The 23,748-nt window shown below is 62.3% G+C and carries 25 protein-coding genes and 1 tRNA gene; 17 read left to right on the top strand and 9 right to left on the bottom strand.

What is annotated here, in order from left to right:
- Window positions 1-101: 101 nt before the first annotated feature.
- Window positions 102-1,310, bottom strand: coding sequence for an ROK family transcriptional regulator (locus QA637_RS12285; RefSeq protein ID WP_153439074.1), 1,209 nt, complete (start codon window positions 1,308-1,310; stop codon window positions 102-104).
- Between the two features lie 347 nt (window positions 1,311-1,657).
- On the opposite strand from QA637_RS12285, the gene xylF reads away from it, so the two are divergent.
- From xylF to QA637_RS12330, 9 genes are all read left to right on the top strand, one after another.
- Window positions 1,658-2,698, top strand: coding sequence for a D-xylose ABC transporter substrate-binding protein (gene xylF / locus QA637_RS12290; RefSeq protein WP_153439076.1), 1,041 nt, complete (start codon window positions 1,658-1,660; stop codon window positions 2,696-2,698).
- Window positions 2,699-2,856: 158 nt separating this feature from the next.
- Window positions 2,857-4,170 carry a sugar ABC transporter permease gene (locus QA637_RS12295; RefSeq protein WP_153439078.1) on the top strand — a complete coding sequence of 438 codons (1,314 nt, stop codon included), beginning with the start codon at window positions 2,857-2,859 and terminating at the stop codon, window positions 4,168-4,170.
- A gap of 14 nt (window positions 4,171-4,184) precedes the next feature.
- Entirely contained in the window at window positions 4,185-4,970 is a 786-nt protein-coding gene (locus QA637_RS12300; RefSeq protein WP_153439080.1) for an ATP-binding cassette domain-containing protein, read from the top strand.
- A 212-nt stretch (window positions 4,971-5,182) separates the two neighbouring features.
- Window positions 5,183-5,259, top strand: a tRNA-Arg gene (locus tag QA637_RS12305).
- 124 nt (window positions 5,260-5,383) lie between these two features.
- Window positions 5,384-5,935 (top strand): alpha/beta fold hydrolase, encoded by a 552-nt coding sequence (locus QA637_RS12310; protein ID WP_153439082.1) that lies wholly within the window; start codon window positions 5,384-5,386, stop codon window positions 5,933-5,935.
- A 255-nt stretch (window positions 5,936-6,190) separates the two neighbouring features.
- Window positions 6,191-6,667 carry a MarR family winged helix-turn-helix transcriptional regulator gene (locus QA637_RS12315; RefSeq protein WP_234886855.1) on the top strand — a complete coding sequence of 159 codons (477 nt, stop codon included), beginning with the start codon at window positions 6,191-6,193 and terminating at the stop codon, window positions 6,665-6,667.
- The gene (locus QA637_RS12320; RefSeq protein WP_234886856.1) at window positions 6,657-7,418 is read left to right on the top strand and encodes a class I SAM-dependent methyltransferase; all 762 of its coding nucleotides are present in this window, start codon (window positions 6,657-6,659) and stop codon (window positions 7,416-7,418) included. Before QA637_RS12315 ends, QA637_RS12320 begins: the two co-directional genes overlap by 11 nt.
- On the top strand, window positions 7,415-7,852 hold the full coding sequence (locus tag QA637_RS12325) for a thioesterase family protein (protein ID WP_153439086.1): 438 nt from the start codon (window positions 7,415-7,417) through the stop codon (window positions 7,850-7,852). Before QA637_RS12320 ends, QA637_RS12325 begins: the two co-directional genes overlap by 4 nt.
- 67 nt (window positions 7,853-7,919) lie before the next feature.
- Complete coding sequence (locus tag QA637_RS12330) at window positions 7,920-8,855, top strand: bifunctional helix-turn-helix transcriptional regulator/GNAT family N-acetyltransferase (protein ID WP_283061574.1); 936 nt, start codon at window positions 7,920-7,922, stop codon at window positions 8,853-8,855.
- 103 nt (window positions 8,856-8,958) lie between these two features.
- On the opposite strand, the gene QA637_RS12335 is transcribed toward QA637_RS12330, so the two are convergent.
- The 3 genes from QA637_RS12335 to QA637_RS12345 all read right to left on the bottom strand — a co-directional run bounded on the left by QA637_RS12335 (window position 8,959) and on the right by QA637_RS12345 (window position 11,353).
- Window positions 8,959-9,429, bottom strand: coding sequence for an aminoacyl-tRNA deacylase (locus QA637_RS12335; protein WP_153439090.1), 471 nt, complete (start codon window positions 9,427-9,429; stop codon window positions 8,959-8,961).
- A gap of 184 nt (window positions 9,430-9,613) precedes the next feature.
- A complete protein-coding gene (locus QA637_RS12340) occupies window positions 9,614-10,456 on the bottom strand; it encodes an oxidoreductase (protein ID WP_153439092.1) in 843 nt (280 codons plus the stop codon).
- Window positions 10,457-10,507: 51 nt separating this feature from the next.
- Complete coding sequence (locus QA637_RS12345; protein ID WP_153439094.1) at window positions 10,508-11,353, bottom strand: oxidoreductase; 846 nt, start codon at window positions 11,351-11,353, stop codon at window positions 10,508-10,510.
- A 143-nt stretch (window positions 11,354-11,496) separates the two neighbouring features.
- Between QA637_RS12345 and QA637_RS12350 the strand changes: the two genes are divergently transcribed.
- Entirely contained in the window at window positions 11,497-12,381 is an 885-nt protein-coding gene (locus QA637_RS12350) for a LysR family transcriptional regulator (RefSeq protein WP_153439096.1), read from the top strand.
- Between the two features lie 60 nt (window positions 12,382-12,441).
- On the opposite strand, the gene QA637_RS12355 is transcribed toward QA637_RS12350, so the two are convergent.
- Entirely contained in the window at window positions 12,442-12,801 is a 360-nt protein-coding gene (locus tag QA637_RS12355; protein WP_153439098.1) for a DUF488 domain-containing protein, read from the bottom strand.
- Between the two features lie 46 nt (window positions 12,802-12,847).
- Here QA637_RS12355 and QA637_RS12360 point away from each other — a divergent pair, with 46 nt between their 5' ends.
- Entirely contained in the window at window positions 12,848-13,309 is a 462-nt protein-coding gene (locus QA637_RS12360; RefSeq protein WP_283061576.1) for a MarR family winged helix-turn-helix transcriptional regulator, read from the top strand.
- On the opposite strand, the gene QA637_RS12365 is transcribed toward QA637_RS12360, so the two are convergent.
- The 3 genes from QA637_RS12365 to QA637_RS12375 all read right to left on the bottom strand — a co-directional run bounded on the left by QA637_RS12365 (window position 13,295) and on the right by QA637_RS12375 (window position 16,843).
- A complete protein-coding gene (locus QA637_RS12365; RefSeq protein WP_153439102.1) occupies window positions 13,295-13,837 on the bottom strand; it encodes a GNAT family N-acetyltransferase in 543 nt (180 codons plus the stop codon). The two genes, QA637_RS12360 and QA637_RS12365, sit on opposite strands and share 15 nt — an antisense overlap.
- Window positions 13,837-15,255 carry a pyridoxal phosphate-dependent decarboxylase family protein gene (locus tag QA637_RS12370; protein WP_153439104.1) on the bottom strand — a complete coding sequence of 473 codons (1,419 nt, stop codon included), beginning with the start codon at window positions 15,253-15,255 and terminating at the stop codon, window positions 13,837-13,839. The genes QA637_RS12365 and QA637_RS12370 overlap by 1 nt, the downstream gene beginning before the upstream one ends.
- A 148-nt stretch (window positions 15,256-15,403) precedes the next feature.
- A complete protein-coding gene (locus QA637_RS12375; protein ID WP_153439106.1) occupies window positions 15,404-16,843 on the bottom strand; it encodes an FAD-binding oxidoreductase in 1,440 nt (479 codons plus the stop codon).
- 273 nt (window positions 16,844-17,116) lie between these two features.
- On the opposite strand from QA637_RS12375, the gene rfbF reads away from it, so the two are divergent.
- Genes rfbF through QA637_RS12390 form a run of 3 tightly spaced genes read left to right on the top strand, consistent with a single transcriptional unit; the run spans window position 17,117 to window position 20,189 of the window.
- A complete protein-coding gene (gene rfbF, locus QA637_RS12380) occupies window positions 17,117-17,884 on the top strand; it encodes a glucose-1-phosphate cytidylyltransferase (protein ID WP_153439108.1) in 768 nt (255 codons plus the stop codon).
- Window positions 17,881-18,957 carry a CDP-glucose 4,6-dehydratase gene (gene rfbG, locus QA637_RS12385; protein ID WP_153439110.1) on the top strand — a complete coding sequence of 359 codons (1,077 nt, stop codon included), beginning with the start codon at window positions 17,881-17,883 and terminating at the stop codon, window positions 18,955-18,957. The genes rfbF and rfbG overlap by 4 nt, the downstream gene beginning before the upstream one ends.
- Window positions 18,957-20,189 carry a class I SAM-dependent methyltransferase gene (locus QA637_RS12390; RefSeq protein ID WP_283064955.1) on the top strand — a complete coding sequence of 411 codons (1,233 nt, stop codon included), beginning with the start codon at window positions 18,957-18,959 and terminating at the stop codon, window positions 20,187-20,189. Before rfbG ends, QA637_RS12390 begins: the two co-directional genes overlap by 1 nt.
- Window positions 20,190-20,325: 136 nt before the next feature.
- Here the strand turns inward: QA637_RS12390 and rfbC are convergent, their stop codons facing one another.
- Window positions 20,326-20,859, bottom strand: a complete 534-nt coding sequence (gene rfbC / locus QA637_RS12395; protein WP_283061577.1) for a dTDP-4-dehydrorhamnose 3,5-epimerase — start codon at window positions 20,857-20,859, stop codon at window positions 20,326-20,328.
- 194 nt (window positions 20,860-21,053) lie between these two features.
- Between rfbC and QA637_RS12400 the strand changes: the two genes are divergently transcribed.
- The 3 genes from QA637_RS12400 to QA637_RS12410 are packed head-to-tail and all read left to right on the top strand — an operon-like array spanning window position 21,054 to window position 23,732.
- The gene (locus QA637_RS12400; protein WP_283061578.1) at window positions 21,054-21,881 is read left to right on the top strand and encodes an NAD-dependent epimerase/dehydratase family protein; all 828 of its coding nucleotides are present in this window, start codon (window positions 21,054-21,056) and stop codon (window positions 21,879-21,881) included.
- 23 nt (window positions 21,882-21,904) lie between these two features.
- The gene (locus tag QA637_RS12405; RefSeq protein WP_283061580.1) at window positions 21,905-22,972 is read left to right on the top strand and encodes a class I SAM-dependent methyltransferase; all 1,068 of its coding nucleotides are present in this window, start codon (window positions 21,905-21,907) and stop codon (window positions 22,970-22,972) included.
- Window positions 22,965-23,732, top strand: a complete 768-nt coding sequence (locus QA637_RS12410) for a cephalosporin hydroxylase family protein (RefSeq protein WP_283061582.1) — start codon at window positions 22,965-22,967, stop codon at window positions 23,730-23,732. The genes QA637_RS12405 and QA637_RS12410 overlap by 8 nt, the downstream gene beginning before the upstream one ends.
- Window positions 23,733-23,748 lie beyond the last annotated feature (16 nt).

Genomic DNA, 23,748 nt, shown 5'->3' on the forward strand with positions numbered 1-23,748 from the left:
TTGCAAGGAGTCTCTAAATAACCGTAAATTGCAGAGACACCAGAATTCGCCCGAGAGATTTCAGTGCCGAGCGACGCGGAGCGCCGAGGCGGCGTTCGAACTTAGCCATGCCCGCCGGCAATGTCTGCGTCGATCGTGCTGAGTGCGCGATTGAGATGGCCATCGAAAACGAGCCGCTGCTCGTCGGCTGCCACCGCGATTTCCGGCAGTCCTTGCAGGCGTACCTGCAGGGACTGGGCGAGCCCCTCCTCCAGTCCCTTGTGAAGGAGATCGAAGTAACGTGTCCCCGGTCCGGTGACGAAGATCGGCATCGGCTCGTAGAGGCTGAGCAAGCGGGAAATGCCGTTGCCGAGCGCGATGCCGGCCTGGCGGAAGGCGTAGCCGGCCATGCGGTGTCCCTGGCGCGCGTTGGCCGCAATCTTGTCCATCTCCGATAGCGGCACGAACTTCGCAGGGATCGTGTCGGAGGGCACCTCGAACGCCGTGCGCAGGATTCCATAGAAGCCCGCCGCCGCTTCGATGCAGCCGTGGCCGCCGCATCGGCAAAGCCCAGCGGAGCTCGTGTGCAGCATGTGCCCGAAATTCGGCGCCGAAACATCAAGTTCGCCGAGACGGCCTTTCCGTGCAAGGCCGAGACCGATGCTGTGCCCAAGCGATATGGCTGCAAGCGCCTTGAAGTCTTCTCTCTCCTCCTCGGCTCGGACCGCAAGCGCTTGGGCAACCAGCAGCGTCTCGTTGCTGAGCATGATCTTGGCCCGCCAATCCGGGCGCAGCAGCTCTTCGAAATCGAGTTCCTCTTGGCCGAAAACCGGGGACCAGATCAGTCGCGCTCCATCAGCCGCAACAAGGCCCTTGCTGCTGATCGAGATGGCAAGCACATCTTCCTTCGTGATGCGGGAGCGCTGGAGCAGCCGTTCAAGCGCTGCGGCGAATACCTGCCCGAAAGCGGCGGTGCCCCTGAGATCGTGTTGTCTCGCCTCCTCGAACCGGTCGAGCAGAGTGCCGCCGTAATCGGCGAGCGAATACTGCACGATATCGGACGAGATGCGCACGACGATCACATGGCCGCAGTCGCGCCGCGGCATGAAAAGCACACGCGGCCGGCCACGGCCGCCTTGAACGTGCTGTTCACTTCTGGCGATGATTCCGGCGCGTTCCAGTTCCGCCGTGATGGCGGAGACGGTGGCCGAGGCGAGATCGGTTTCCGATGCGATTTCCGTGTGCGACAGGGAACCTTTCCGGCGGAGCGCCGCAAGGACAAGCGTGCTGTTCTGCTGACGTACAAGTTCAGTGCTGGACTTCGTCAGCATTACGCGTCCCTGTCGATGGCGGATCCTTCAACCCCATGCCTCCTCCAAAGCATCTGTTGACCGGCAAGACAAGGCGCCCTGCATGTTTACTCGGACGGAAGCCGATCCAAGGGCAAAAACATACAGCATTTCAACATGCTATCACGACTTTTGCGCCTTCCCGGAAGAGGCGCATGGCGCTGCACGGGGCCTTGTTGACAGCCTGCTAAAACTCTGACATTTATTTTCTCGACTGTCGAGAAAAAAGTCCGCACTGGTTGCGGCGGGCTTGCGACAGCACTTCACGGTTGGCCGAGGAGGCGTGCGGGAGGTTCGTGCGCACGGCGCAACCATTTGGGAGGGATGAAATGAAATCCGTTTTGAAGTTGATGGCGGGGGCTGCCATCATCGCGTCCATGCATTCGGCGGCCATCGCCAAGGATCTTGTCGTCGGCGTTTCCTGGTCGAACTTCCAGGAAGAGCGTTGGAAAACCGACGAGGCCGCCATCAAGGCCGCGCTTGAAGCTTCCGGCGACAAGTATATCTCCGCCGATGCCCAGTCTTCCGCCGCCAAGCAGCTGACCGACATCGAATCGCTGATCGCGCAGGGCGCAAACGCCTTGATCGTGCTTGCCCAGGACTCCGACGCGATCGCCCCGGCGATCGAAAAGGCCACCGCAGAGGGTATCCCGGTCGTCGGCTATGACCGCCTGATCGAAAATCCGGCCGCCTTCTACATCACTTTCGACAACAAGGAAGTGGGCCGCATGCAGGCTCGCGAAGTCTTCAAGGTGAAGCCGGAAGGCAACTTCGTCTTCATCAAGGGCTCCTCGTCCGACCCGAATGCCGACTTCCTCTTTGCCGGCCAGATGGAAGTGCTGAAGGAAGCGGTTGACGGCGGCAAGATCAAGAACGTCGGCGAGGCCTACACCGACGGCTGGAAGCCGGAAAATGCCCAGAAGAACATGGAGCAGTTCCTGACCGCCAACGACAACAAGGTCGACGCGGTCGTCGCTTCGAACGACGGCACGGCCGGCGGCGCCATCGCGGCACTTTCGGCGCAGGGCCTCGCAGGCGCCGTTCCGGTCTCCGGGCAAGACGGTGACTTTGCGGCGCTTAACCGCGTCGCGCTCGGCACCCAGACGGTTTCCGTATGGAAGGACGCCCGCGAGCTCGGCAAGAAGGCCGCTGAAATCGCTTCCGCGCTCGCCGCCGGCAAGACGATGGACGAGATCGAGGGCGTTCAAACCTTCAACGGCGGACCGAAGGGCGTTGCCATGAAGTCGGTCTTCCTGGCACCGCTTGCCATCACCAAGGACAATCTGAACGTCGTCATCGACGCCGGCTGGATTTCCAAGGACGCAGCCTGCCAGGGCGTTGCTGCCGGCACCATCGCCGCGTGCAACTGACGGCTCGGCATTTGAATTGACCTCAAGACGCCGCAACGTGACCGCGTTGCGGCGTTTGCTTGAGGTCGGGACGGTCTTCGCATGCAGGTGATAAGATCGCGGCAACGCGGCGCGAAAATAGCCGCATGAGCAAATGGAAACAGTGGGGGACGGCGGCCATGGCCGACACGACAAATACCGCACATTTTAATCGCGCGCGCAGCGCGGCTGAGAATCCAGTGAAGCGCTTCTTCCGCGCCACCGAAATCGATACCCGCCTGCTCGGCATGGTCGGCGCGATGCTGATCATCTGGATCGGCTTCGACTTCCTGTCCGGCGGCCTGTTCCTCACGCCGCGAAACCTCTGGAACCTTTCGGTGCAGACTGCCTCGGTCGCCGTCATGGCGACCGGCATGGTTCTCGTCATCGTCACCCGCAATATCGATCTGTCGGTCGGCTCCATCCTCGGCTTCGTCGGCATGATCATGGGCGTGCTGCAGGCTGAACTGCTGCCGCAGATCCTCGGCTTTAACCATCCTGCCACCTGGATCATCACGCTGCTTGCCGGCCTTTCCCTCGGAGCGGCGATCGGTGCACTCCATGGCATGATCATCGCTTTCCTCAACGTCCCGTCCTTTATCGTCACCCTCGGCGGTCTCCTCATCTGGCGCGGCGCCACCTGGTTTGTGACCAGTGGCCGCACTGTCGCGCCGATGGACGCCACCTTCCGCCTGATGGGCGGCGGCACCGAAGGCTCGATCGGCGCGACGGCAAGCTGGATCGTCGGCTTGCTTGCCTGTCTCGCGATCGTCGCCAGCATCATCAACGCCCGCAAGCAACGTAAGCGCTTCGGCTTTCCCCGCCGCCCGGTCTGGGCCGAGTATTTCCTGTCGGGAATTGGCTGCGCCCTCGTTCTCGGCGCGGTGGCGGTCGCCAACAGCTATCCCTGGCCAACCAACATCGCCCGCAAATACGCCGAAGCCAGCGGCATCGCGTGGCCCGAAGGCGGCCTCTTCATCGCCCACGGCATCGCCATTCCGGTGCTGATCGCCATCGTCATCGGCATCGTCATGACCTTCATCGCCACGCGCCTGCGCTTCGGCCGCTACGTTTTCGCGATCGGTGGCAATCCGGAGGCGGCCGAGCTTGCCGGCATCAAGACGCGCTGGGTCACCGTCCGCATCTTCGCGCTGATGGGCATGCTCTGCGCTGTCGCCGCCGCAATCTCGACGGCGCGCCTCAACGCCGCCACCAATGCCCAGGGCGAACTCGACGAACTTTACACGATCGCCGCGGCCGTCATCGGCGGCACCTCGCTTGCCGGCGGCATGGGCACGATTGCCGGCGCCATGCTCGGCGCCCTCGTCATGCAGTCGCTGCAATCCGGCATGGTGCTGCTCGGCATCGACAGCCCGCTGCAGCGGATCGTCGTCGGCGTCGTGCTGGTCACCGCCGTCTGGCTCGACACCGTATATCGCGCCCGCGCAAAATAATCAGGAGTACGAACATGACAGATCAACGCACTCCGCTTGTGGAAATGAAGAACATTTCCATCTCCTTCGGCGGCATCCACGCGGTGGACAACGCTTCCGTCGATCTCTATCCGGGTGAGGTCGTGGCGCTCCTCGGCCACAACGGCGCCGGCAAATCGACGCTGATCAAGATACTTTCCGGCGCCTACAGGCGCGATGCCGGCGAGATCCTGATCAATGGCGAGCCGGCCGAGATCCACAATCCGCGCGACGCCAAGAAATACGGCATCGAGACGATCTACCAGACGCTCGCTGTCGCCGACAATGTCGACGCCGCCGCCAATCTCTATCTCGGCCGGGAACTGCGCACCCCCTGGGGAACGCTCGACGACGTGGCGATGGAGGCGAAGGCGCGCGAGGTGATGGGCCGCCTCAACCCGAACTTCCAGCGCTTCAAGGAACCGGTAAAGGCACTCTCCGGCGGTCAGCGGCAATCGGTGGCGATTGCCCGAGCCATCCTCTTCAACGCCCGCATCCTGATCATGGACGAACCGACGGCGGCCCTCGGGCCTCAGGAAACCGCACAGGTCGGCGAGCTCATCAAGCAGTTGAAGCGCGAAGGCATCGGCATCTTCCTGATCAGCCACGACATCCACGACGTCTTCGATCTCGCTGACCGCGTCTCGGTGATGAAGAACGGCCAGGTCGTCGGCCACGCCCGCACCGAGGACGTGACCAAAGACGAGGTGCTCGGCATGATCATCATGGGCAAGGTGCCGCCAAAAGCGATCCCCGGCCCCGGCGCCATGCAGATGGCGTGAGCCTGAAGCTCTGCAAACACCACGAATGCCGCGTCCGAGGGCGCGGCATTTTTCTTCACGGAGGTCCCTTGTCCTATGCAGCGCTGCGGCCTCCACGCGAACACAGAACGCAAATTTCCGCTGCAAACTCATTCAATCACCATTGAAGCGGCGCGCAAGCTAGGCTAAGAACCGCTCACAGCCTGCTTCGGCGGCCCTGGCCGCCAACGGATGCACCCGTAGCTCAGCTGGATAGAGTGTTGGATTCCGATTCCAAAGGTCACAGGTTCGAATCCTGTCGGGTGCGCCATTTTGATATAAACCTGAGAATCCAAGCCGCCGATTCTGCGCCCGAAGCGGCGGAAAATGTCTTTAGCAGTTCGGTTTTTGCGACGCCAAAGGCGGCGCGTATGCTGCAGGCAAGGACCTCAATCATGAAGAAGCAAGTCTTGTTCATTCAAGGCGGCGGCGCAGGGACCCATGATGAATGGGACAACAAGCTCGTCGACAGCCTGAGGCGAGAACTTGGGCCTGGCTACGACGTCCGCTACCCGCGCATGCCGAACGAGGCAGATCCCACCTATTCCACATGGAAGGCCGCGCTCGCGGAAGAGATCGCCGGCCTCGATGATGGCGCGATACTGATGGGCCACTCAATTGGCGGAACGGTTCTGATCAACGCGCTCGCGGGGTCACCACTGAACCGGAAGCTTGCGGGCATATTTCTCATCGCAGCGCCCTTTGTTGGCGCTGGCGGTTGGCCAAGTGAAGATATCCAGCCAACAGCCGACCTCGGTGCGCGATTGCCTCCAAAGACGCCGGTCCATCTCTATCATGGCAGCGAAGACGACATTGCGCCGTTTGCGCATGTCGATCTCTATGAGAGAGCGATACCCGGCGCGATAGTGCACCGGCTCCACGGCCGCGATCACCAGCTCAACGACGACTTGGCCGAGGTTGCCGCTGGCGTCCGCGCTTTGAAATGAGACGGGCCTGCCTGCGACCGCGTTCTCCAACGGGACTTCATATCCGGTATTCGGCGGCGCTTCAGCTCACCCCCACCCCGGTGTGTAGCAGTTTCCGGCGACCCCGGTCACAGATGTTTTTTGTGACGGCTCGACACCGCATCGGTCGTCGGGCGCTGTTCACCGGTCGATCTGGCGATCACAAAACGCACAGAAAGCTCACGCTTGAAATTACATTAGCGCTAATGTAATTTGCTGCCCATGAGCCAAAAACAGATGCCAGGTCTCGGTGAACTGCTCCGCTATGTCGGAGAATTGGTCGATCAGGGTGCGGAGGAAGAGTACCGCGCCATGAACCTCCCCTATCGCGCCAGATACACCCCGGTCATGCGTGCGCTCGCCGCCGGCGCGGAAACCGTGACCGAGATCACCGCCCTGAGCAACCTCACGCAGGGCGCGATCAGCCAGACCGTGAGGCTGATGGAGGCCGATGGCCTAGTGGCACGCCATCGCCTGGAGGATGGGCGCAAGAACGGTGTTCATCTGACGGCTCGCGGCCGGGAATTGCTGAAGAGACTTGAACCCCACTGGGCGATCACCTTCACAGCCATAGACGCGTTGGAAAAGGAAATTGGCCATCCGCTTCTTGAGGTGCTGGCAAAAACGGCGCGCGCACTGGAACACCAGGGATTTGCCGCCCGACTGAGGGCCGCCGCACACCACGCAAACGAGGATCACGTCGATGCAGACTGACACGATGCTGCGCAAGAACTGGTTCGGTGCAGGAGGCAGCGCCTATGCGCAGTTCAGGCCCGAGTACCCGGTCGCGCTGTCGACGTTTCTTGCGAAAGTGTCTCCCACCCGTGACATGGCCGTCGATGTCGGCTGCGGCAACGGGCAACTGACCCGGCAACTGGCGACCTATTTCGATCGCGTGATCGGGGTAGACCCTAGCGAAGACCAGATCGCCAACGCTCAGGCCGAGGACAAGGTGCGATATCTTTGCGCGCCGGCCGAAAAACTGCCTCTTCCGGACAACACGGCGAGCCTCATCACCGCAGCACAGGCCGCCCACTGGTTCGATCTGCCGGCCTTTTATGCCGAGGCTCGCCGGATCGCCGTCGAGAACGCCGTTATCGCGCTCATCAGCTACGGGGTGCTCCGGCTGGAACCTGATGAACTTCAGGAGCGATTCATCGACTTCTACCACAACGAGATCGGCCCCTATTGGCCGACGGAGCGCAAGCTGGTGGACACCGGCTATGCCGATATCACCTTCCCTTTCAATGAGCGGGCAGCACCGGAGATGGAGATCCACAGGGCCTGGGAGCTCGGCGATTTCCTGGGCTACCTGTCGACATGGTCCGCCGTGCACCGTGTCAACGACGCCGGGCGCGAAGACATTCTCACGGCCTTTGTCCGGGATATTTCCGAACTCTGGGGCGACCCGGCGAAGAAGCGGCCGGTGTCCTGGCCCATCAACATGAGATTGGGGACGATATGAACGATATCAGCGAACTGCCGATACTCGAGGCTGGCCTGCGTCATCGCGAACGGCTGGCGGTCACCCCGTTTCACACCGTGCCCGAGGTCGATGATGCCTGGCCAGGCTTCAGGGATATGCCGCCGGTGTTCGCAACGGCGATGATGATCGGCTTCATCGAGCAGACCTGCATCGAAGCGTTGCGTCCTTATCTCACCGACCAACAACGCACCGTCGGCACCCATGTCGATGTCAGCCATGTCGCGCCAACACCCGTCGGCATGTCGGTGACGGCAGATGTCGAACTGGTAGCGGTGGACGAAAGATCGCTTCTCTTCAAAGTCTGCTGCTGCGACGAAGCTGGTCTGATTGGCGAAGGAACCCATCGCCGCGCCATCATCGACCTGAACCGGTTTACCCGGCGATTGGCTGACAAGGCCGCCCAGGCCAGCTAGTTGACATTCCGATATTATGTGACAAAGTCAGTGATATATATGACAACGTCAACTAAATGGATGTTCCATGCCGCAGGTCGATCAGGAAGATTATGTGGCCGCGGTGCGCCGCTTCAGCCGTTTCTACACACGCCGGATCGGCCTGCTGCACGAGGGCCTGCTCGGCGGCCCCCTGTCGCTCGCCGAGGGCCGCCTCGTCTACGAGCTGGCGCAGCGTAAGACATCCACAGCCAAGGAGCTCGGAGCCGAGCTCGAGCTCGATTCCGGATATCTCAGCCGGCTCCTGAGGGGCCTGGAAGAGCGCGGTCTCGTCTCGAAAAGCCCGTCGCAGGAGGACGGCCGGCAGGTTCTGATCTCGCTGACCCCGGCGGGCCGCGAGAGCTTCGCAACCATCGACGCGCGTTCGCGCGACGAGGTGAGCGCCATGCTCGATCGCCTCTCACTGCCCGAACGGCGGAAGCTCGCGACGGCACTTGCCGAGGCCGAGCGACTGCTGGGCGGTGCGACCCCGGAACCTGCTCGCGTCCCCTATATCCTCCGCCCGCATCAGCCCGGAGACATGGGTTGGATCGTCCATCGCCACGGTGTGCTCTATTCTGAGGAATACGGATGGGATGAGCGGTTTGAGGCCCTCGTCGCCCAGATCACGGCCGATTTCATTCAAAACTTCAAGCCGAACCGCGAGCGCTGCTGGGTCGCGGAGCGCGAAGGCGAGATCGTCGGTTCTGTCTTCCTCGTTGAAGAATCTGCGACCGTCGGCAAGCTCCGCCTCCTCTACACCGAGCCAAGCGCACGAGGTCTCGGGATCGGCCGCCGGCTGGTCGAGGAATGCATCCGCTTTGCGCGACAGGCGGGGTATTCGAAGGTTACCCTCTGGACCAATGACATCCTGACCGCAGCAAGGCACATCTACCAAACGACGGGTTTTCATCTCGTGCACGAGGAGAAGCACCATAGTTTCGGGCACGATTTGGTCGGGCAGAATTGGGAACTGGTGCTGTGACGGTGACACGGCCCTGCCCCAGCGCCGCGTCAGACGCGTACGGCAACGCCTCGGAAGCGCCAACTCGGCGTCCGGTGGTAAGGGCTCGACCGGAGATCGCCCGTTACGACGGGTGACTGAAGCGGGCCACTTGCGCATCCTTCATCAGGCTGCGGAAGTTTGGTCCGCTGACATGCACCAGTGTCTTGTGGTCGCCGCCTTCGAAATAGACGTCGGTGACGTTGCCGAGACTCTCGTCAAGGACCACCGGCACATTATAGGCCGATCCGATGGGCGGCACCGCGCCGGTGTCGCAATCGGCGAAAAGCGTGCTGACCTCCTCTTCCGAGGCGAGGCCAAGGCGCCTGTTCATCACGTCCTGCAACGTGGAGAGCTCGATCCGATGCGTGCTTGGAACAACGGCGAGAAAGTATCCCATTTCGTGATGCACGACGACGGACTTGGCCAGCCTGCTGCCCGGAACATGCGCCGCCTGCGCCGACTGGCTGGTGGTTGCCGTGCGGTGGTGAGCGACGGTGTCATAGGCCACACCCTCGCCTTCGATGTAGTTCTGAAGCTTCCTTGCGATCGTCATCGTAGGCACCTCAATGTTGCGTAGTGACGTATCAGGAGAGACATTTTCCTCTCATCAACTGCGAAGTCAACGGCGAATGGCCGTTGCGCCGGCCGCACTTCAATTCCAAAAACACCCACTGCAGACGCAACAAAGGCCGGCGGCCGCCGTGCAGCCACCGGCCTTCTGCAACTTCGGCCGGTCGTTACGCGGCCGCACTGTCCTTCGGAAAGTCCGTCGATACCGCGAGTTCCCGCCAGGCGGCGAGTTCGCCGGCGACATGGGCGTTCTTGGCTTCGATCGCGGCCACGGTGTCGCTTCCGAAGGGCATGCGCAGCGGCGGGTTGTCGGCGTGGGCAAGTTGCACCATCGCTTTGGCGAACCGCGCCGGGTCGCCCGGCTGGGCATGGTTTGCCGTCTTGGCGAATTCGCGCATGGCGCCAACGGTCTCGCTATAATCGGAGATCGACAGCGGGCTCACCGACAACGACTGCTCGTCCAGGAAGTCGGTGCGGAAGAAACCCGGCTCGACCACCGTCGCCTTGATGCCGAGCGGCGCCAATTCCTGCGCAAGCGCCTCGGTCAGCCCTTCGATCGCGAATTTGGTCGAGCCGTAGACGCCCCAGCCGGTAAAGGCCGTATAGCCGCCGATCGACGAGATGTTGATGATGTGGCCGGAGCGCTGGCTGCGCATCTGCGGCAGGACGGCACGGGTGACGGCGAGAACGCCGAAGACATTGGTGCGATAGATCTTCTCGATTTCTTCCGCGGTCGCTTCCTCGACGGCCCCGAGCAGACCGTAGCCGGCATTGTTGAGCAGCACGTCGATCCGGCCGAAGCGCTCGACCGCTGCTGCGGCTGCCGCCCGGGCCTGTTCCTCATTGGTGACGTCGAGCGCGAGCGTCAGGAGGTTCGCGTGCTGGCCGAGCGAATCGAGGGATTCGACGCGACGCGCCGTGGCAACGACCGCATCACCGGCACTGAGTGCCTCCTTGGTGATCAGTGCGCCAAAGCCGCGGGAGGCACCTGTGATGAACCAGATACGCATGGGAATATCCTTTTTCCTTGAGTTGAGTCGGATGTTTTCTTCGAGTGTCAATCAGTTCGATTCAGCAGCCGGGAAGTCGGCCCCTTCGGTCACTTCGGCCCAGGCATCGAAATCCTTGCGCAAGGCATCGAGCTTCGCCCGAGCACCGGCGAGAGCTTCGCGGCCGAGCAGCAGCCGCAGCGGCGGTTCGGCGGCATTAACCGCCATCACGATCGCGCGCGCGGCCCGATCCGGATCGCCAGGTTGCTTGCCGCTGTAACCCCTGATCCGGCGCCAGACGGCACCTGCCGTGTCCTCATAGTCGTTGATCGAGACGGTGGCCTCGCCGGCGGAGCGTCCCGCCCAATCGGTGCGGAAGGGACCGGGCTCAACAATGAGCACCTTGATGCCGAGAGGCTCCGTCTCCTTCGACAGCCCCTCGGACAATGCCTCGACGGCGAATTTCGAGGCCGCGTAGAAGCTTAGCGACGGCACCGACCGCAGGCCACCGACCGAAGAAATGTTGACGATCGTGCCCGAGCGGCGCCGGCGCATGCCGGGCAGGACGGCGCGGGTCATGTTGGCGAGGCCCCAGACATTGACCTCGAACATGGCGCGGACCGCATCCATGTCGCTCTCCTCGAAGGCGCCGAAATAACCGACACCGGCATTGTTGACGAGAATGTCGATGTGGCCGAAGCGCTCTTCGGCGGCGCGTGTCGCCGCGGCAATGTCGTCTGCCTTCGTCACGTCGAGTGCGAGCGCGAGCGTCCGGTCCGGCGCGATGGCCGTTAGATCGGCGACCTGCGCGGCGTCACGAGCCGTGACGACAACATTGTGGCCGAGCGCGATGACGTGCTGTGCGAGCGCGCGGCCGAAGCCGGTCGAGCAGCCTGTAATGAACCATGTCTGTGCCATTGCGAACTCCTTCCTTGATCGGATGAGGATCAGATCCTCGAGGCCGGGGCCGACTTGCCCGTGGCGACAAGGGGAGAATGGCGCAATTAGATTTGCGTGATTAGAATGGAAAATATCTCAACAATGCTGAGCGAGGTTCATCTATGCGGGCAACCGATCTGTCAGAACTTGCGGCCTTCGACGCCGTCGCGCGGCACCGAAGCTTCCGGAAGGCCGCCGAGGAGCGTGGGGTGACGGCCTCGGCGATCAGCCACGCCGTCAGCAATCTGGAGGAACGGATCGGGCTTCGGCTGCTCAACCGCACGACCCGCAGCGTCTCGCTGACCGACGCCGGCACCATGCTTCTGGCGCATCTCACCCCCGCCTTCGGTGAAATCGGATCGGCGCTCGACGCGCTCAACAGATTTCGCGACACGCCGTTCGGCAAGGTGCGCATCAATGTCCCGAATTCGATTGCCCCTTTCATCTTGGGGCGGGTGATGGGTCCGCTTATCCGGGACAACCCCAATCTGGAACTGGAGATCTCCGCGACCGACCGACTGGTGGATATCGTCGAGGAAGGTTTCGACGCCGGAGTCCGCCTCGGCGAGAGCCTTCGGGAGGGCATGGTGGCAGTGAAGGTCGGGCCTCGACTACGCTTCGCGGTCGTCGGCGCACCGGACTACTTCCGGGAGCGGGACATCCCGCAGACGCCGCACGAACTGAAGGATCATGTCTGCGTTCAAAACATGTATCCGACCGGTGTGCGCTACCCCTGGGAATTCGAACGGCGCGGCGAGGCTGTCGCCTTCCATCCGAGCGGACCGATCGCGCTCGATGACCAGGAACTCATGGTCCAAGCGGCGCTTTCCGGCGTGGCGCTCGCCTATGTCTGGGAAAACCGCGCACAACGCGAGGTCCTTGACGGCAGGCTGATCCGCTGCCTCGATGAATGGTGTCCGCCGGAGGACTGGTTTTATCTCTACTATCCGAGTCGCCGGAACATTTCAGCGGGACTGCGGGCGGTGATCGAGGCGATGCGGGTGTGACCGGGGCCGGCAAACTGGTCCTCGCGCGCCATCACGGCCGCTTGCTACTTCGGCAACGCCTCACCCATGTCGCTCCAGCCATGCCTTCAGTGCCACGGCATTGTTCCTCCCGACGTCGCGCGCCGCGAATAGCAACGTCACGGAACCGTTTGCCAGATGCTCGCGAAGCTCCTGGACCGCCGCCTGCGCCGCCGCGTCCTCCAGTTCCGCCGCATAAGCCGTGCAGAACTCGTCCCATGCATCCGGCTGTCCATGGAAGCGTTTGCGCAAGGCATCGCTCGGCGCGATGTCCTTCAGCCAGAGATCGACCCCGGCCTTGTCCTTGGCAACGCCGCGTGGCCAAAGCCGATCGACGAGGATGCGCGTGCCGTCGCTGGCCTCCGGCGCCTCGTATACCCGCTTCAATTTGAGCGAGCTCATCAGAAGCCTTTCCATGTATCTAGATACTATGTATATGCATACAACCATGGAAAAGACGAAGCAACCGCCGAAAACGCTCCGCAGCGATGCCAGTATCCTGGTGGACATCTGCGCCGGCCTGAACAGCCGGCTCGCCGCCCGGCGCATCACCCAATTCATGGATCGTGAAATGGCGGGATGCGGGCTGAGCGTCGCGCAACTCGGCCTGATGGCCCAGATCGCAGCGGCATCCGACGACACGCTCGGCGCCCTGGCGCGGCGCAGCGGGCTTGAACAATCCACCCTTTCGCGGAACCTGCGCACCCTCGAGAATGAAGGCTTGATCGAGATTGCCATCGTCGAGGCTGATCTGCGCCGCCGCGCCGTGTGGCTGACGGAGGCCGGCGCTCAAAGGCTTGAAGCGGCGATTCCGGTCTGGCGCGACGCTCAGGCAAGGTTGGCGGCGCACTTTTCCCCCGACCTCGCCCGCCGTCTGGCGGAGGAGACGGAAGTGTTAGTCAGAGGTTGAAGGCGTTGTGCCGAGCTCGCGCTCCATGAAGACGATATGGGGCATGAGGTCATCCGGGTACTGATGGTATGGAGGACAGTCGCGGAACCCGAGCGACTTGTACAGGGCGATCGCCTCCGTCAGGCGGTTGGCCGTGTCGAGCCGCATCAGCATGTAGCCGTCGGCGCTCGCCGCAGCCATGATCGCGTCACCCAGACGCCTGCCGATGCCATGCCCCTGAGAGCGCGCCGGAACAAACAGCCGCTTCATCTCACAAATCCCATCTGAAAGCCGGCGGTAGGCGCAGGCGCCGTGGATCTGGTTGCCGATCGTGGCAAGAAGGGTTTTGCCATTCGGCGGCCCGTACACTGCCGGCAGGTTCATTAGTTCCGCATCGAGCGATTGATGACCGAACGCCGCGTCGACGAACCAGCGGTCGTGCGCATAGCGGGCTCGGCACCAGTCCGTATACTCCCGGATCAATGTGTCGAAGGCGGCGTAGTCGTCAGCCGACACAGCCGTGCGAATGGTCACGTGCATATCTGCCATCAGCAACCGTCACTCTCCCGGAGCACCGCCCGCCATGCCGCGATGATTGCGTCTGCCGCAGCATTGCCGGCGAGATCGTCGGTCAGCCATGAGATCACCGATACGCGCATGACCTTGCGGCCACGCCAGATCGCACCGCCGCAGAAGCAGACGCCGTCGGCCTGTATCCGCTCGATCGTCCGCTGCGTGAGCCGGTCGGCCGCGTCGTCTGGGTGTTTCGCACCGAACCGCACGAGGATCTGGTTGAGCACGACGTCATTCAGTACCGCAATGCCCTCCTCCGACCTCAGCTTTTCGGCCATGGCATGGGCGACCCGACAGTGACGCGCGACCATGGCGGCAATGCCGTCACGCCCGAGATGCTTGATCATCGCCCAGGTGGCAAAACCACGGGCGCGACGCGACAATTCCGGGACGAAATGGCTCGGATCCCGCTCGCCCTCGTAGCTTGGCGGCAGGTAGCTTGCCGCAATCGTCATCGCACGGCGATGCGCCTCTTCGCTGCGAACAATGGCATAGCCGCAGTCATAGGGCGTCTGCAGCCATTTGTGGCCGTCGGTAGCCCAGGAATCGGCACCGTCGACGCCCTTGGCGAGCCCGCTTCTCTGCGGGCAGGCGCGCGCCCAAAGACCGAAGGCGCCGTCGACATGAACCCAGGCGCCGATGTCCCTGGCGATAGGAATGATGCGGTCGAAATCGTCGAAGGCACCTGTGTTGATCTGCCCAGCCTGAAGGATGGCAATACAGGGTCCGGAAACCTTGCCAGCCGCCTCGGTGAAATCCGACACGAGAATGCGGCCGGCATCATCGGTCTTCACGCGGACAACCCTGTCGTGCCCGAGGCCGAGAAACTGCAGAGCCGAGAAAACCGTCGCGTGGGCCTCATCGCCAATCAAAACCGTGATTGGCGGTGCGCCGAACAGGCCCTGCGCTTCGACGTCCCAGCCGGCCTTTCGCAGCACATCGCCGCGTGCTGCGGCGAGGCAGACAAAATTCGCGACCGTCGCTCCGGTCACGAAGCCGATGGAACTTTCTCTCGGCAGATCGAGAAGATCGAGCAGCCAGTTGCCAGCAACAGCCTCGGCGGCCGCGGCAGCGGGTGTTGCGTGATGGTTGCCGGTGTTCTGGCCCCAGGCGCTCGTCAGCCAGTCGGCGGCGACCCCAACGGGATGCGACCCGCCGATGACCCAGCCGAAGAAGCGCGGACCCGTCATCGCGTGAAGTCCGGGCTCCGCCTTCGCCACAAGTTCCTCGATCACGCCAAGGCCGCCTCTCTCCGGCAGAGGTTCGCGGAATTCGTCAAGCGATGCCTGGTAGGAGATCCGCGGCCTTTGCGGGCCCGCGGCTATGTTGTCGCGGAAGCGCGCGGCATGTTTTGCCGCACGCTGGAACAGGTCGTCTACCGAGTCCTGCTTCATGAAGCCCCCTCCGGCCAAGTCGCCAGCCCTCGCAAGCGAAAATGACGACTCCTGACGTCTCTCTTCTGCCGTCACGACGCGGTCCGGCCATACGCGTGCGGTTTCGCGCATGGCCGCATTTCAGCAGTGAGCGGCAGCTCTCGTGGACTCAGGCCGCTCCCCGCTCCTCGATCGGCCTTACGTTCTGGTTCATGCGGAACAGGTTTTGCGGGTCGTATTTCCGCTTGACCTCGACAAGCCGTCCGTAATTGCTGCCATAGGCGGCCTCGACGCGGTCGATTTCGTCAGCCGGCATGAAATTGATATAGGCCGTCCCGGCTGCATAGGGCTTGGCCGCCTCGAAAAGACGACGCGCCCAGTCTATGCAGGTCTGGTCCATTCCCGGTTCGCGCCAGCGAGCATGAACGTTCATGACGAAGTGCGAGCTGCGCTGCGGGAAAGCGGTCTCCTCGGCTGCAACACGACCGGCGGCACCACCGACGTGGCCGATGAAGATTTCACATTCCGGTCCCGGCAATTGACGGATGGCGTCCAGAAGGATGCCGATCGTCGTGTCCGACAGTTCTATGAAATCGTGGCTCTTCCAGTAGTTGCGAGCACCCGGCGTTAGCAAGGGATCGAACGCCTGCTGCCAGCCGACGAAAGGACTGGGACCGACGACATCCGCAATCGGCTTGCCGATTGCGCGCAAGGCCGCAGTTGCCTGCCCGCCGGCCGCGATATCGCCCGAGTAGCACATGGCCAGCACGAGGATTTCCTTGCCATACCATTCTTCCGGAAGGAAGGGCAGCGGCGGCGCCTGCCGCATCACCGCCCAGCAGGTGAGTTCGTCCGGCGCAGTCTCGAGCGCCTCGCGGTATTGCTGGAGAACCGTTTGCGCGTCGGCGAAGGGGTGGACAACCAGCCCCGCGAGAACCTGCGTGTCGAGTTCGTGGAGCTGGAATTCGAAGGCCGTGACGACGCCGAAATTTCCGCCGCCGCCGCGCAGCGCCCAGAACAGGTCGCGATGCTCTGTCAGGCTGGCGCGCACCATCTCGCCATTCGCCGTCACCACATCGACCGAAAGCAGGTTGTCCAGGGTTAATCCGAACTTGCGCGTGAGCCAGCCGAAGCCGCCGCCAAGCGTCAACCCGGCAATGCCCGTCGTTGAATTGATGCCGGTAGGGAGCGCCAGTCGAAAAGCCTGTGTTTCCTTGTCGACATCGGCAAGCGTCGCCCCCGGCTCGACCCATGCCCGCTTCGTCGCAACGTCCACGCGCACGGATTTCATCGGCGACAGATCGATCATCAGGCCGCCGTCGCAGACGGCGTTGCCGGCGATGTTATGCCCACCGCCGCGCACCGCGACGAGCAGGCCGTTTTCGGCCGCGAAACGAACCGCATTGATGACGTCGGCGGCCCCTGCGCATTGCACGATCAGTGCGGGCTTGCGGTCGATCATGCCGTTCCAGATCGTACGCGCCTCGTCGTAGGTCGCGTCGTTCTCGGTGAGTACGCGGCCACGCAATTGCCCCGCCAGCGCCTCGATGGCCTCGGCCTTAACCGTCGTCTTTCCCGCTTGCAGATTGGTGAGGCTCATATCATTCATGATTCGCTTCTCCCGCGGTGAACCATGCCCCAGCGAGCGGCATTCTGCGCCTTTCCCCAAACCCGCGCAAGCAGCCGGCCCGGCTGCATCGACCGGCGTCAGTGCGCCCCATGGTTGCAATTTTGGCCAAAATCCGCCAAGGAACGCCGGCGGCGCGCGGATGACTCCGCAGTTCACGCCGCCCCCCAGGAAGGACGTCGCCAATCAAGCCCCGGGCAAGGCTGGAATACGAGAAAAGCGGAGCGCAAAGCGCACGTTGGAGGCAGATCGGGCATGAAAGTCGTCATTCTCGCCGGTGGATACGGCACACGCATCTCCGAGGAGAGCCACCTGCGGCCCAAGCCCATGATCGAGATCGGCGGTCGTCCGATCCTCTGGCACATCATGAAGATCTATAGCCATTTCGGCTTTTCCGATTTCGTGATCTGCCTTGGCTACCGCGGCTACATGATCAAGGAATATTTCTCCAACTACATCCTCCACTCCTCGGACGTCAGCTTCAACATGGCGACCGGAGAGACCGTCTATCACACCAGCAAGGCGGAGCCCTGGCGCGTAACCCTTGTCGAAACCGGCGCGGACTCGATGACCGGCGGGCGCTTGAAGCGGGTCGCCGATTATCTCGGCGATACCTTCTGCCTCACCTACGGCGATGGCGTCGCCGACATCGACATACGCGCGTTGACCGATTTCCACCGCCGGCATGGGCGCGACGCGACCGTGACGAGCGTTGTACCGCCAGGACGATACGGGGCGCTCGCAATAGATTCCGGCCGGGTCTACAGCTTTACGGAAAAGCCTGCGGGCGACAACGGCCGCATCAATGGCGGCTTCTTCGTGCTCAACCGCGCTGTGCTCGACCGCATCGAAGGCGATCACAGCCCCTTTGAAGACGGGCCGCTCGAAGGCCTGGCGCGGGACGGCCAGTTGATGGCTTTCCCGCATGACGGCTTCTGGCGTCCGATGGACACGCTGCGCGACAAGAACCAGCTCGAAGAGCTCTGGCAGCAAAACCGCGCGCCCTGGAAGGTCTGGTCATGAGCCGACTGGCTGATCCAGAGTTCTGGGCGGGAAAACGCGTCCTTCTCACCGGTCACTCGGGCTTCAAGGGCAGTTGGGCTGCGCTGTGGCTGAGTGAAATGCAAGCGCATGTCACCGGCTACGCATTGCCGCCGGCTACCCAACCGTCGCTGCACGCCCTGCTGCATCCAGGCGAATTACCGGATGCGCAGCTCGGAGACATTCGCGACCGCGAAGCGCTTGCCGAAATCCTGCGGAAGAGCGAGCCGGAGATCGTCCTGCACATGGCGGCACAGCCGCTGGTGCGGGAAAGCTATGCGACGCCCGCCGAAACCTTCGACGTCAATGTCATGGGCACGGTATGGCTGCTGGAGGCCGCCCGCGCCGCGCCATCGGTCAAAGCCATCGTTTTGGTGACGACGGACAAGGTCTACCGCAACGACGAGAGCGGCCGACACTTTCGGGAAAGCGACACGCTCGGCGGCCACGATCCCTATTCCGGCTCGAAGGCCGCCTGCGAGATCGCGGTCGCGACTTGGCGCAGCTCCTATTTCAACGAGCGCGGCATCCGCATCGCTACCGCCCGTGGCGGCAATGTGATCGGCGGCGGCGACTTTTCGGCCGACCGGCTGGTGCCCGATATCGTGCGGGCGGCGCTTTCAGGTGAAAGGCTCCACATCCGCAGCCCGCTTGCGACGCGGCCGTGGCAGCATGTGCTCGACTGCCTCAACGGCTATTTTCTCCTGGCCGAATCGCTCTACAAGGGCAAAGCCAGCGTCGATGCACTGAACTTCGGTCCTTCGCCCACCGAACAGCCGATCGCCGTGCGTGACGTGGCAAACGCCATTCAGGCCGCAATGGGTCTTTCCCCGCAATGGGACGATGTTTCCTCACTCGCGCAACCGCGCGAAATGCAGACACTCGGTCTTGATCCGGCACTCGCAGCCGAGACCCTCGCCTGGCGCGCGCGACTGACGCAGCGACAGGCGATCGAGTGGACCGCGCACTGGTACAACGGCTGGCGCCGGGGCGAGGCCGCGCGCCAGCTCACGCTCGGCCAGATCGCCGAATTTACGAAAGGTTGCCCATGCTGATGCCCCATCACTGCCGTTTCTGCTCGACCCCGCTCGCAACGCTCGTTGCCGACCTGGGGGCGACGCCCTGGTCCAACTCGTTTCTCGAGCCGACCGAGGAAGCGATCGCACGGGAGCAGGCCTTTCCCTTGCAGGTGATGGTCTGCTCGGAGTGCCTGCTCGTCCAGACTACCGAAACGGTACCGGCCGATAAAATCTTCAACGCGGAATATCACTACCTGTCATCGTTCTCGACGAGCTGGCTGGACCATTCCCGGCGCTATGCCGAAAAGATGATTAACCGCTTCAATCTCGATGGCACGTCACAGGTCGTGGAGGTTGCCTCAAACGACGGCTATCTGCTGCAATATTTCGCCGAGAAGTATATTCCCGTGCTTGGCGTCGAACCGGCGGCCAATGCCGCCAAGATCGCCGAAGGGCGCAACGTCCCGACGCACGTTGCCTTCTTCGGAGAGATTACCGCGAGTGGACTGGTCGCCCGCGGCATCCGCGCCGACCTGACCGCCGCAAACAATGTTCTGGCGCACGTGCCGGACATCGCCGATTTCGTCAGAGGCTTCCCGATCCTGCTCAAGTCGGACGGGGTGGCGACCTTTGAATTCCCGCATCTGCTGCGCACCATCGAAGGCATCCAGTTCGATACGATCTACCACGAGCATTACTCCTATCTCTCGCTCGTCGCCGTAGAGCGCATTTTCAAGGCCTGCGGTCTGCACGTCTTCGACGTCGAGGAACTGCCGACCCATGGCGGCTCGCTCCGAGTCTATGCGCAACTGCCAGGCGGCAAGAGGCCGGAGACCGCGGGTCTGGCGACGGTGCGTGCCGACGAGGCCGCGGCCGGTCTGATGCGCATGGAGACCTACACGGCGTTTGGAAAGCGGATCGCAGCGGTGTGCGAAGAATTCCGGGCTTTTCTCGCGGATGCAAAGGCCGAGGGCAAGACCGTGGCGGCCTATGGCGCGGCGGCCAAGGGCAACACCTTCCTGAATGTTTGCGGCCTTACCTCAGAGGACATAGCCTTCATCGTCGACCGCAATGACCTGAAACAGGGCAAGCTGTCGCCCGGCAGCCATATCCCGATCCACGCGCCGGACGAACTGGCGTCCGCGAGGCCCGATTACGTCGCGATCCTTCCCTGGAACCTGACGGATGAGATCGTTGCCGCGAACGATCACGTCCGCTCTTGGGGCGGCCGCTTCGTCGTGGCGATTCCGGAAGTACGCGTGATCTGAGGGTGCGATTACTGCATGTTTCCTCAAATCGTAACCGGTTTAAGGACAAAACATGCAGCAATTCAAAGTGCCACAGCGTCCTTTGTGCGTCTGAAAAGATGCGCGGCGCTGTAGGCGCCCCAACTTCATTCTGCGATCAGACGAAAGCGAGGTTCCGGTCGCGCTCGGACATCTGGGTAATTTCGATCGGCCATGCGATATTCACACGCGGATCGAGCGCATTCAGTCCGCCCTCCGCCTCCGGCGCAAAGGGCTTGTCGTGAAGATAGATCAGCTCGCAATTCTCGGTGAGGGTCTGGAAGCCATGTGCAAAGCCGCCCGGGATCATCATGGACCGAGCGTTTTCGGCGCTCAGGATTTCGCCGTGCCAGCGCAAGTAGGTCGGCGAATCCGGCCGCATGTCGACAGCGACATCGAAGACCGCACCCGCGAGACACGAGACAAACTTCGCCTCCTCATAGGGCGGGCGCTGGAAATGAAGCCCGCGGACGGCACCCTTGGTGCGCGTCATCGAATGATTGATTTGCGCAATCACGCCAGAGGGGCCGAGCTCGGAAAGCTCCTCCTGACAAAAGAAACGCGAGAAGAATCCACGCTCGTCACCAAACCGCTTGCGCTCGACCACCAGCAGGCCGGGAAGTTCCGTATGGATGCGCTTGAAGCGCGACATTGCATGTCCCTCTCAATTGGCCAAGCGATTCATCGGGGCGGCGGTATCATCATTCCCGCGCGATCGAAAGACGTTAGAGCGATTCCACGGAAGGTGTGTAGTCGTTTTCCTTCCGGGATTGCATCGTTTCGAGGGGTTGCGTGTCTCATGAACACGATCCCTCGCGAAAACCCTTACCGGCGAACGGAGACCGCTTGACCAGACAAGTCCTTCTCACCGGCGCTGCCGGTTTTGTCGGCCGCCACGTCCTGCGCGAACTGGCCAGACGCGGCCTTGTCGCGTGCCCTGTCGTGCGCACAGGAAGCGAAGACCGGCTTGCCGACGTGGCCGGGATCGGGCGCATTCTTTCAACCGATGCGCTTTTTTCCGAGCCGGCGGAATGGTGGGCGCAAGCGCTCGCCGGAATCGACACGATCATCCACCTGGCATGGTATGCCGAGCCCGGCAAATACCTCACATCACCCATCAACCTCGATTGTCTCACCGGCACTCTGGCCATGGCCAAAGGCGCCGCGGCCGCCGGCGTCAGGCGCTTTGTCGGCATAGGTACATGCTTTGAATACGAGCTTACCGGCCGGCCGCTCACCATCGATACGCCGCTCAAGCCCCTGACACCCTATGCGGGCGCCAAGGCGGCGGTCTTCATGGCGCTTTCACAATGGCTGCCGCAGGCGGGTGTCGAATTTGCCTGGTGCAGGCTGTTCTATCTTTACGGCGAAGGAGAAGACGAGCGGCGCTTCGTTCCCTATCTACGAAAATGCCTCGCCGCGGGACAGAGGGCGGATTTGACCCAAGGTCACCAGGTCCGCGATTTTCTCGACGTCGGCGAAGCCGCCAGGATGATCGTGGACACTTCGGTCAGCACCGCGCAAGGAGCGGTCAATATTTGTTCGGGCGTACCGGTAACGATCCGAGAATTTGCCGAGAGAATCGCCGACGAACATGGTAGGCGGGACCTGCTCAATTTCGGGGGTCGAGCCGAGAACCTCGTCGACCCGCCATTCGTCGTGGGCGTCAGGTGAACCGACAGGCTGAGGGACCACTTATGGCATCAGAAAACGCTACGCGGGTGCTTTACGAGCAGCGCGAGTTGCCGATTTTTCAGAACAAGATGTACGACAGCCCCGAAGACGCGATATCTTCGCCGCGCGGGGAAATGCGCCTCGTGGAGGACCTTGGCACGGGCCTGGTGCGCAATGCGGCCTTCCGGCCGGATCTGATGGTTTACGATACGAGCTATCAGAACGAGCAGGCCGTCAGCCCCTCATTCCAACGTCATCTCGATGACGTCGCCAGGATCATTCTCGATACGATGGGGCGCCACGAGCTCGTCGAGGTAGGATGCGGCAAGGCCTTTTTCCTCGAGAAGCTTCTTGGCGAAGGCGTCGATATCACCGGCTTCGATCCGGCCTATGAGGGTGACAACCCGCGCGTCCGCCGCGAATATTTCCAGCCCGGCTCGGGCATCGAGGCCAAGGGCCTCATTCTGCGCCATGTGCTTGAGCACATTCCCGATCCTGTCGCCTTCCTCGAGCAACTGAAGCAAGCGAACGGCGGCCAGGGGAAGATCTATATCGAGGTCCCCTGCTTCGACTGGATCTGCGAGCGCCGGGCCTGGTTCGACATCTTCTACGAACATGTCAACTATTTCAGGCTGTCCGATTTTCACCGGATCTTCGGCAACGTCATTTCGAGCGGCCGTGTCTTCGGCGGCCAATATTTGTTCGTGGTTGCGGAATTGAATTCCTTGCGCAGACCGGTCATCGACGAGAAGGATCGGGCAGGCATTCCGGAGGACTTCACCCGCAAGCTCGACGCACTGGATACGGCGGACCGGGAACCGGCGGTGATCTGGGGCGGCGCATCGAAGGGCGTCATCTTCTCGCTGCTGCGCACGCGCGCAGGGCTGCCGGTGAAGGCGGTCATCGACATCAACCCGGCCAAGCAAGGCAAGTATCTGCCGATTACCGGGCTGCGGGTCCGCGCGCCCGAGGACGTGCTGGCGGACTTGCGCCCCGGCTCGAGCATCTACGTGATGAACCGCAATTATCTCGAAGAGATCAAGCGAATGTCCAACAACGCATACACCTATATCGAGGTCGATCATGACTGATTTCCGAAAGGAGCTCGCCGCGCGAATCTCCGAAATCGAAGCAAACAGCGAGTTCCGCAAGAGTGCCGCCGATTTCCTGCGCCAGTCGATCGGTCCGAAATACTCGTACAACTACTTCTGGATGGACCGGCCAATCATCCAGTATCCGCAGGACATCGTCGCGATGCAGGAGATCATCTGGGCGACACGTCCCGATCTCATCATTGAAACCGGCATCGCCCACGGCGGCTCGCTCATCATGAGCGCATCGATCCTGGCGCTCCTCGACATGAGCGACGCAATCGAGGCGGGCACGACGTTCGACCCCCGCGCCCCGCGCCGGAAGGTGCTGGGTGTCGACATCGATATCCGCGCCCACAACCGGGAGGCAATCGAGGCCCACCCGATGTCGTCCCGGATCCACATGATCCAGGGGTCGAGCATCGAGCGCAACGTCGTCGAACGGGTCCGTGACTTTGCAAAACCGTTCGAGCGCGTCCTCGTCTGCCTCGACAGCAACCACACGCATGATCATGTGTTGGCGGAACTGGAGGCCTATGCGCCGCTGACGACGAAGGACAGCTATTGCGTCGTGTTCGACACGGTCATCGAAGACCTTCCGGAAGAGGCCTATCCCGACCGTCCGTGGGGCAAGGGAAACAACCCCAAGACCGCGGTGTGGAAATATCTTGAATCGCACCCGGAATTCGAGATCGACCGCTCGATTGACCGGAAACTGATGATCACCGTTGCTCCGGACGGCTTCCTGCGGCGCAAGTGATCACACGAAGACGCTT

It is taken from the genome of Sinorhizobium terangae, assembly GCF_029714365.1.
Classification (GTDB): Bacteria; Pseudomonadota; Alphaproteobacteria; order Rhizobiales; family Rhizobiaceae; genus Sinorhizobium; species Sinorhizobium terangae.

Bases quoted from the DNA above. Each gene is read 5' to 3' on its own strand.
- QA637_RS12340 (WP_153439092.1), bottom strand. From the start codon at position 10,456: ATGCGTATCTGGTTCATCACAGGTGCCTCCCGCGGCTTTGGCGCACTG.
- QA637_RS12350 (WP_153439096.1), top strand. From the start codon at position 11,497: ATGCGGGCAACCGATCTGTCAGAACTTGCGGCCTTCGACGCCGTCGCG.
- xylF (WP_153439076.1), top strand. From the start codon at position 1,658: ATGAAATCCGTTTTGAAGTTGATGGCGGGGGCTGCCATCATCGCGTCC.
- QA637_RS12285 (WP_153439074.1), bottom strand. From the start codon at position 1,310: ATGCTGACGAAGTCCAGCACTGAACTTGTACGTCAGCAGAACAGCACG.
- QA637_RS12375 (WP_153439106.1), bottom strand. From the start codon at position 16,843: ATGAATGATATGAGCCTCACCAATCTGCAAGCGGGAAAGACGACGGTT.
- QA637_RS12330 (WP_283061574.1), top strand. From the start codon at position 7,920: ATGCCGCAGGTCGATCAGGAAGATTATGTGGCCGCGGTGCGCCGCTTC.
- QA637_RS12295 (WP_153439078.1), top strand. From the start codon at position 2,857: ATGGCCGACACGACAAATACCGCACATTTTAATCGCGCGCGCAGCGCG.
- QA637_RS12315 (WP_234886855.1), top strand. From the start codon at position 6,191: ATGCCAGGTCTCGGTGAACTGCTCCGCTATGTCGGAGAATTGGTCGAT.
- rfbG (WP_153439110.1), top strand. From the start codon at position 17,881: ATGAGCCGACTGGCTGATCCAGAGTTCTGGGCGGGAAAACGCGTCCTT.
- rfbF (WP_153439108.1), top strand. From the start codon at position 17,117: ATGAAAGTCGTCATTCTCGCCGGTGGATACGGCACACGCATCTCCGAG.
- QA637_RS12365 (WP_153439102.1), bottom strand. From the start codon at position 13,837: ATGGCAGATATGCACGTGACCATTCGCACGGCTGTGTCGGCTGACGAC.
- QA637_RS12390 (WP_283064955.1), top strand. From the start codon at position 18,957: ATGCCCCATCACTGCCGTTTCTGCTCGACCCCGCTCGCAACGCTCGTT.
- QA637_RS12410 (WP_283061582.1), top strand. From the start codon at position 22,965: ATGACTGATTTCCGAAAGGAGCTCGCCGCGCGAATCTCCGAAATCGAA.
- rfbC (WP_283061577.1), bottom strand. From the start codon at position 20,859: ATGTCGCGCTTCAAGCGCATCCATACGGAACTTCCCGGCCTGCTGGTG.
- QA637_RS12335 (WP_153439090.1), bottom strand. From the start codon at position 9,429: ATGACGATCGCAAGGAAGCTTCAGAACTACATCGAAGGCGAGGGTGTG.
- QA637_RS12345 (WP_153439094.1), bottom strand. From the start codon at position 11,353: ATGGCACAGACATGGTTCATTACAGGCTGCTCGACCGGCTTCGGCCGC.
- QA637_RS12355 (WP_153439098.1), bottom strand. From the start codon at position 12,801: ATGAGCTCGCTCAAATTGAAGCGGGTATACGAGGCGCCGGAGGCCAGC.
- QA637_RS12310 (WP_153439082.1), top strand. From the start codon at position 5,384: ATGAAGAAGCAAGTCTTGTTCATTCAAGGCGGCGGCGCAGGGACCCAT.
- QA637_RS12405 (WP_283061580.1), top strand. From the start codon at position 21,905: ATGGCATCAGAAAACGCTACGCGGGTGCTTTACGAGCAGCGCGAGTTG.
- QA637_RS12325 (WP_153439086.1), top strand. From the start codon at position 7,415: ATGAACGATATCAGCGAACTGCCGATACTCGAGGCTGGCCTGCGTCAT.
- QA637_RS12360 (WP_283061576.1), top strand. From the start codon at position 12,848: ATGGAAAAGACGAAGCAACCGCCGAAAACGCTCCGCAGCGATGCCAGT.
- QA637_RS12320 (WP_234886856.1), top strand. From the start codon at position 6,657: ATGCAGACTGACACGATGCTGCGCAAGAACTGGTTCGGTGCAGGAGGC.
- QA637_RS12370 (WP_153439104.1), bottom strand. From the start codon at position 15,255: ATGAAGCAGGACTCGGTAGACGACCTGTTCCAGCGTGCGGCAAAACAT.
- QA637_RS12300 (WP_153439080.1), top strand. From the start codon at position 4,185: ATGACAGATCAACGCACTCCGCTTGTGGAAATGAAGAACATTTCCATC.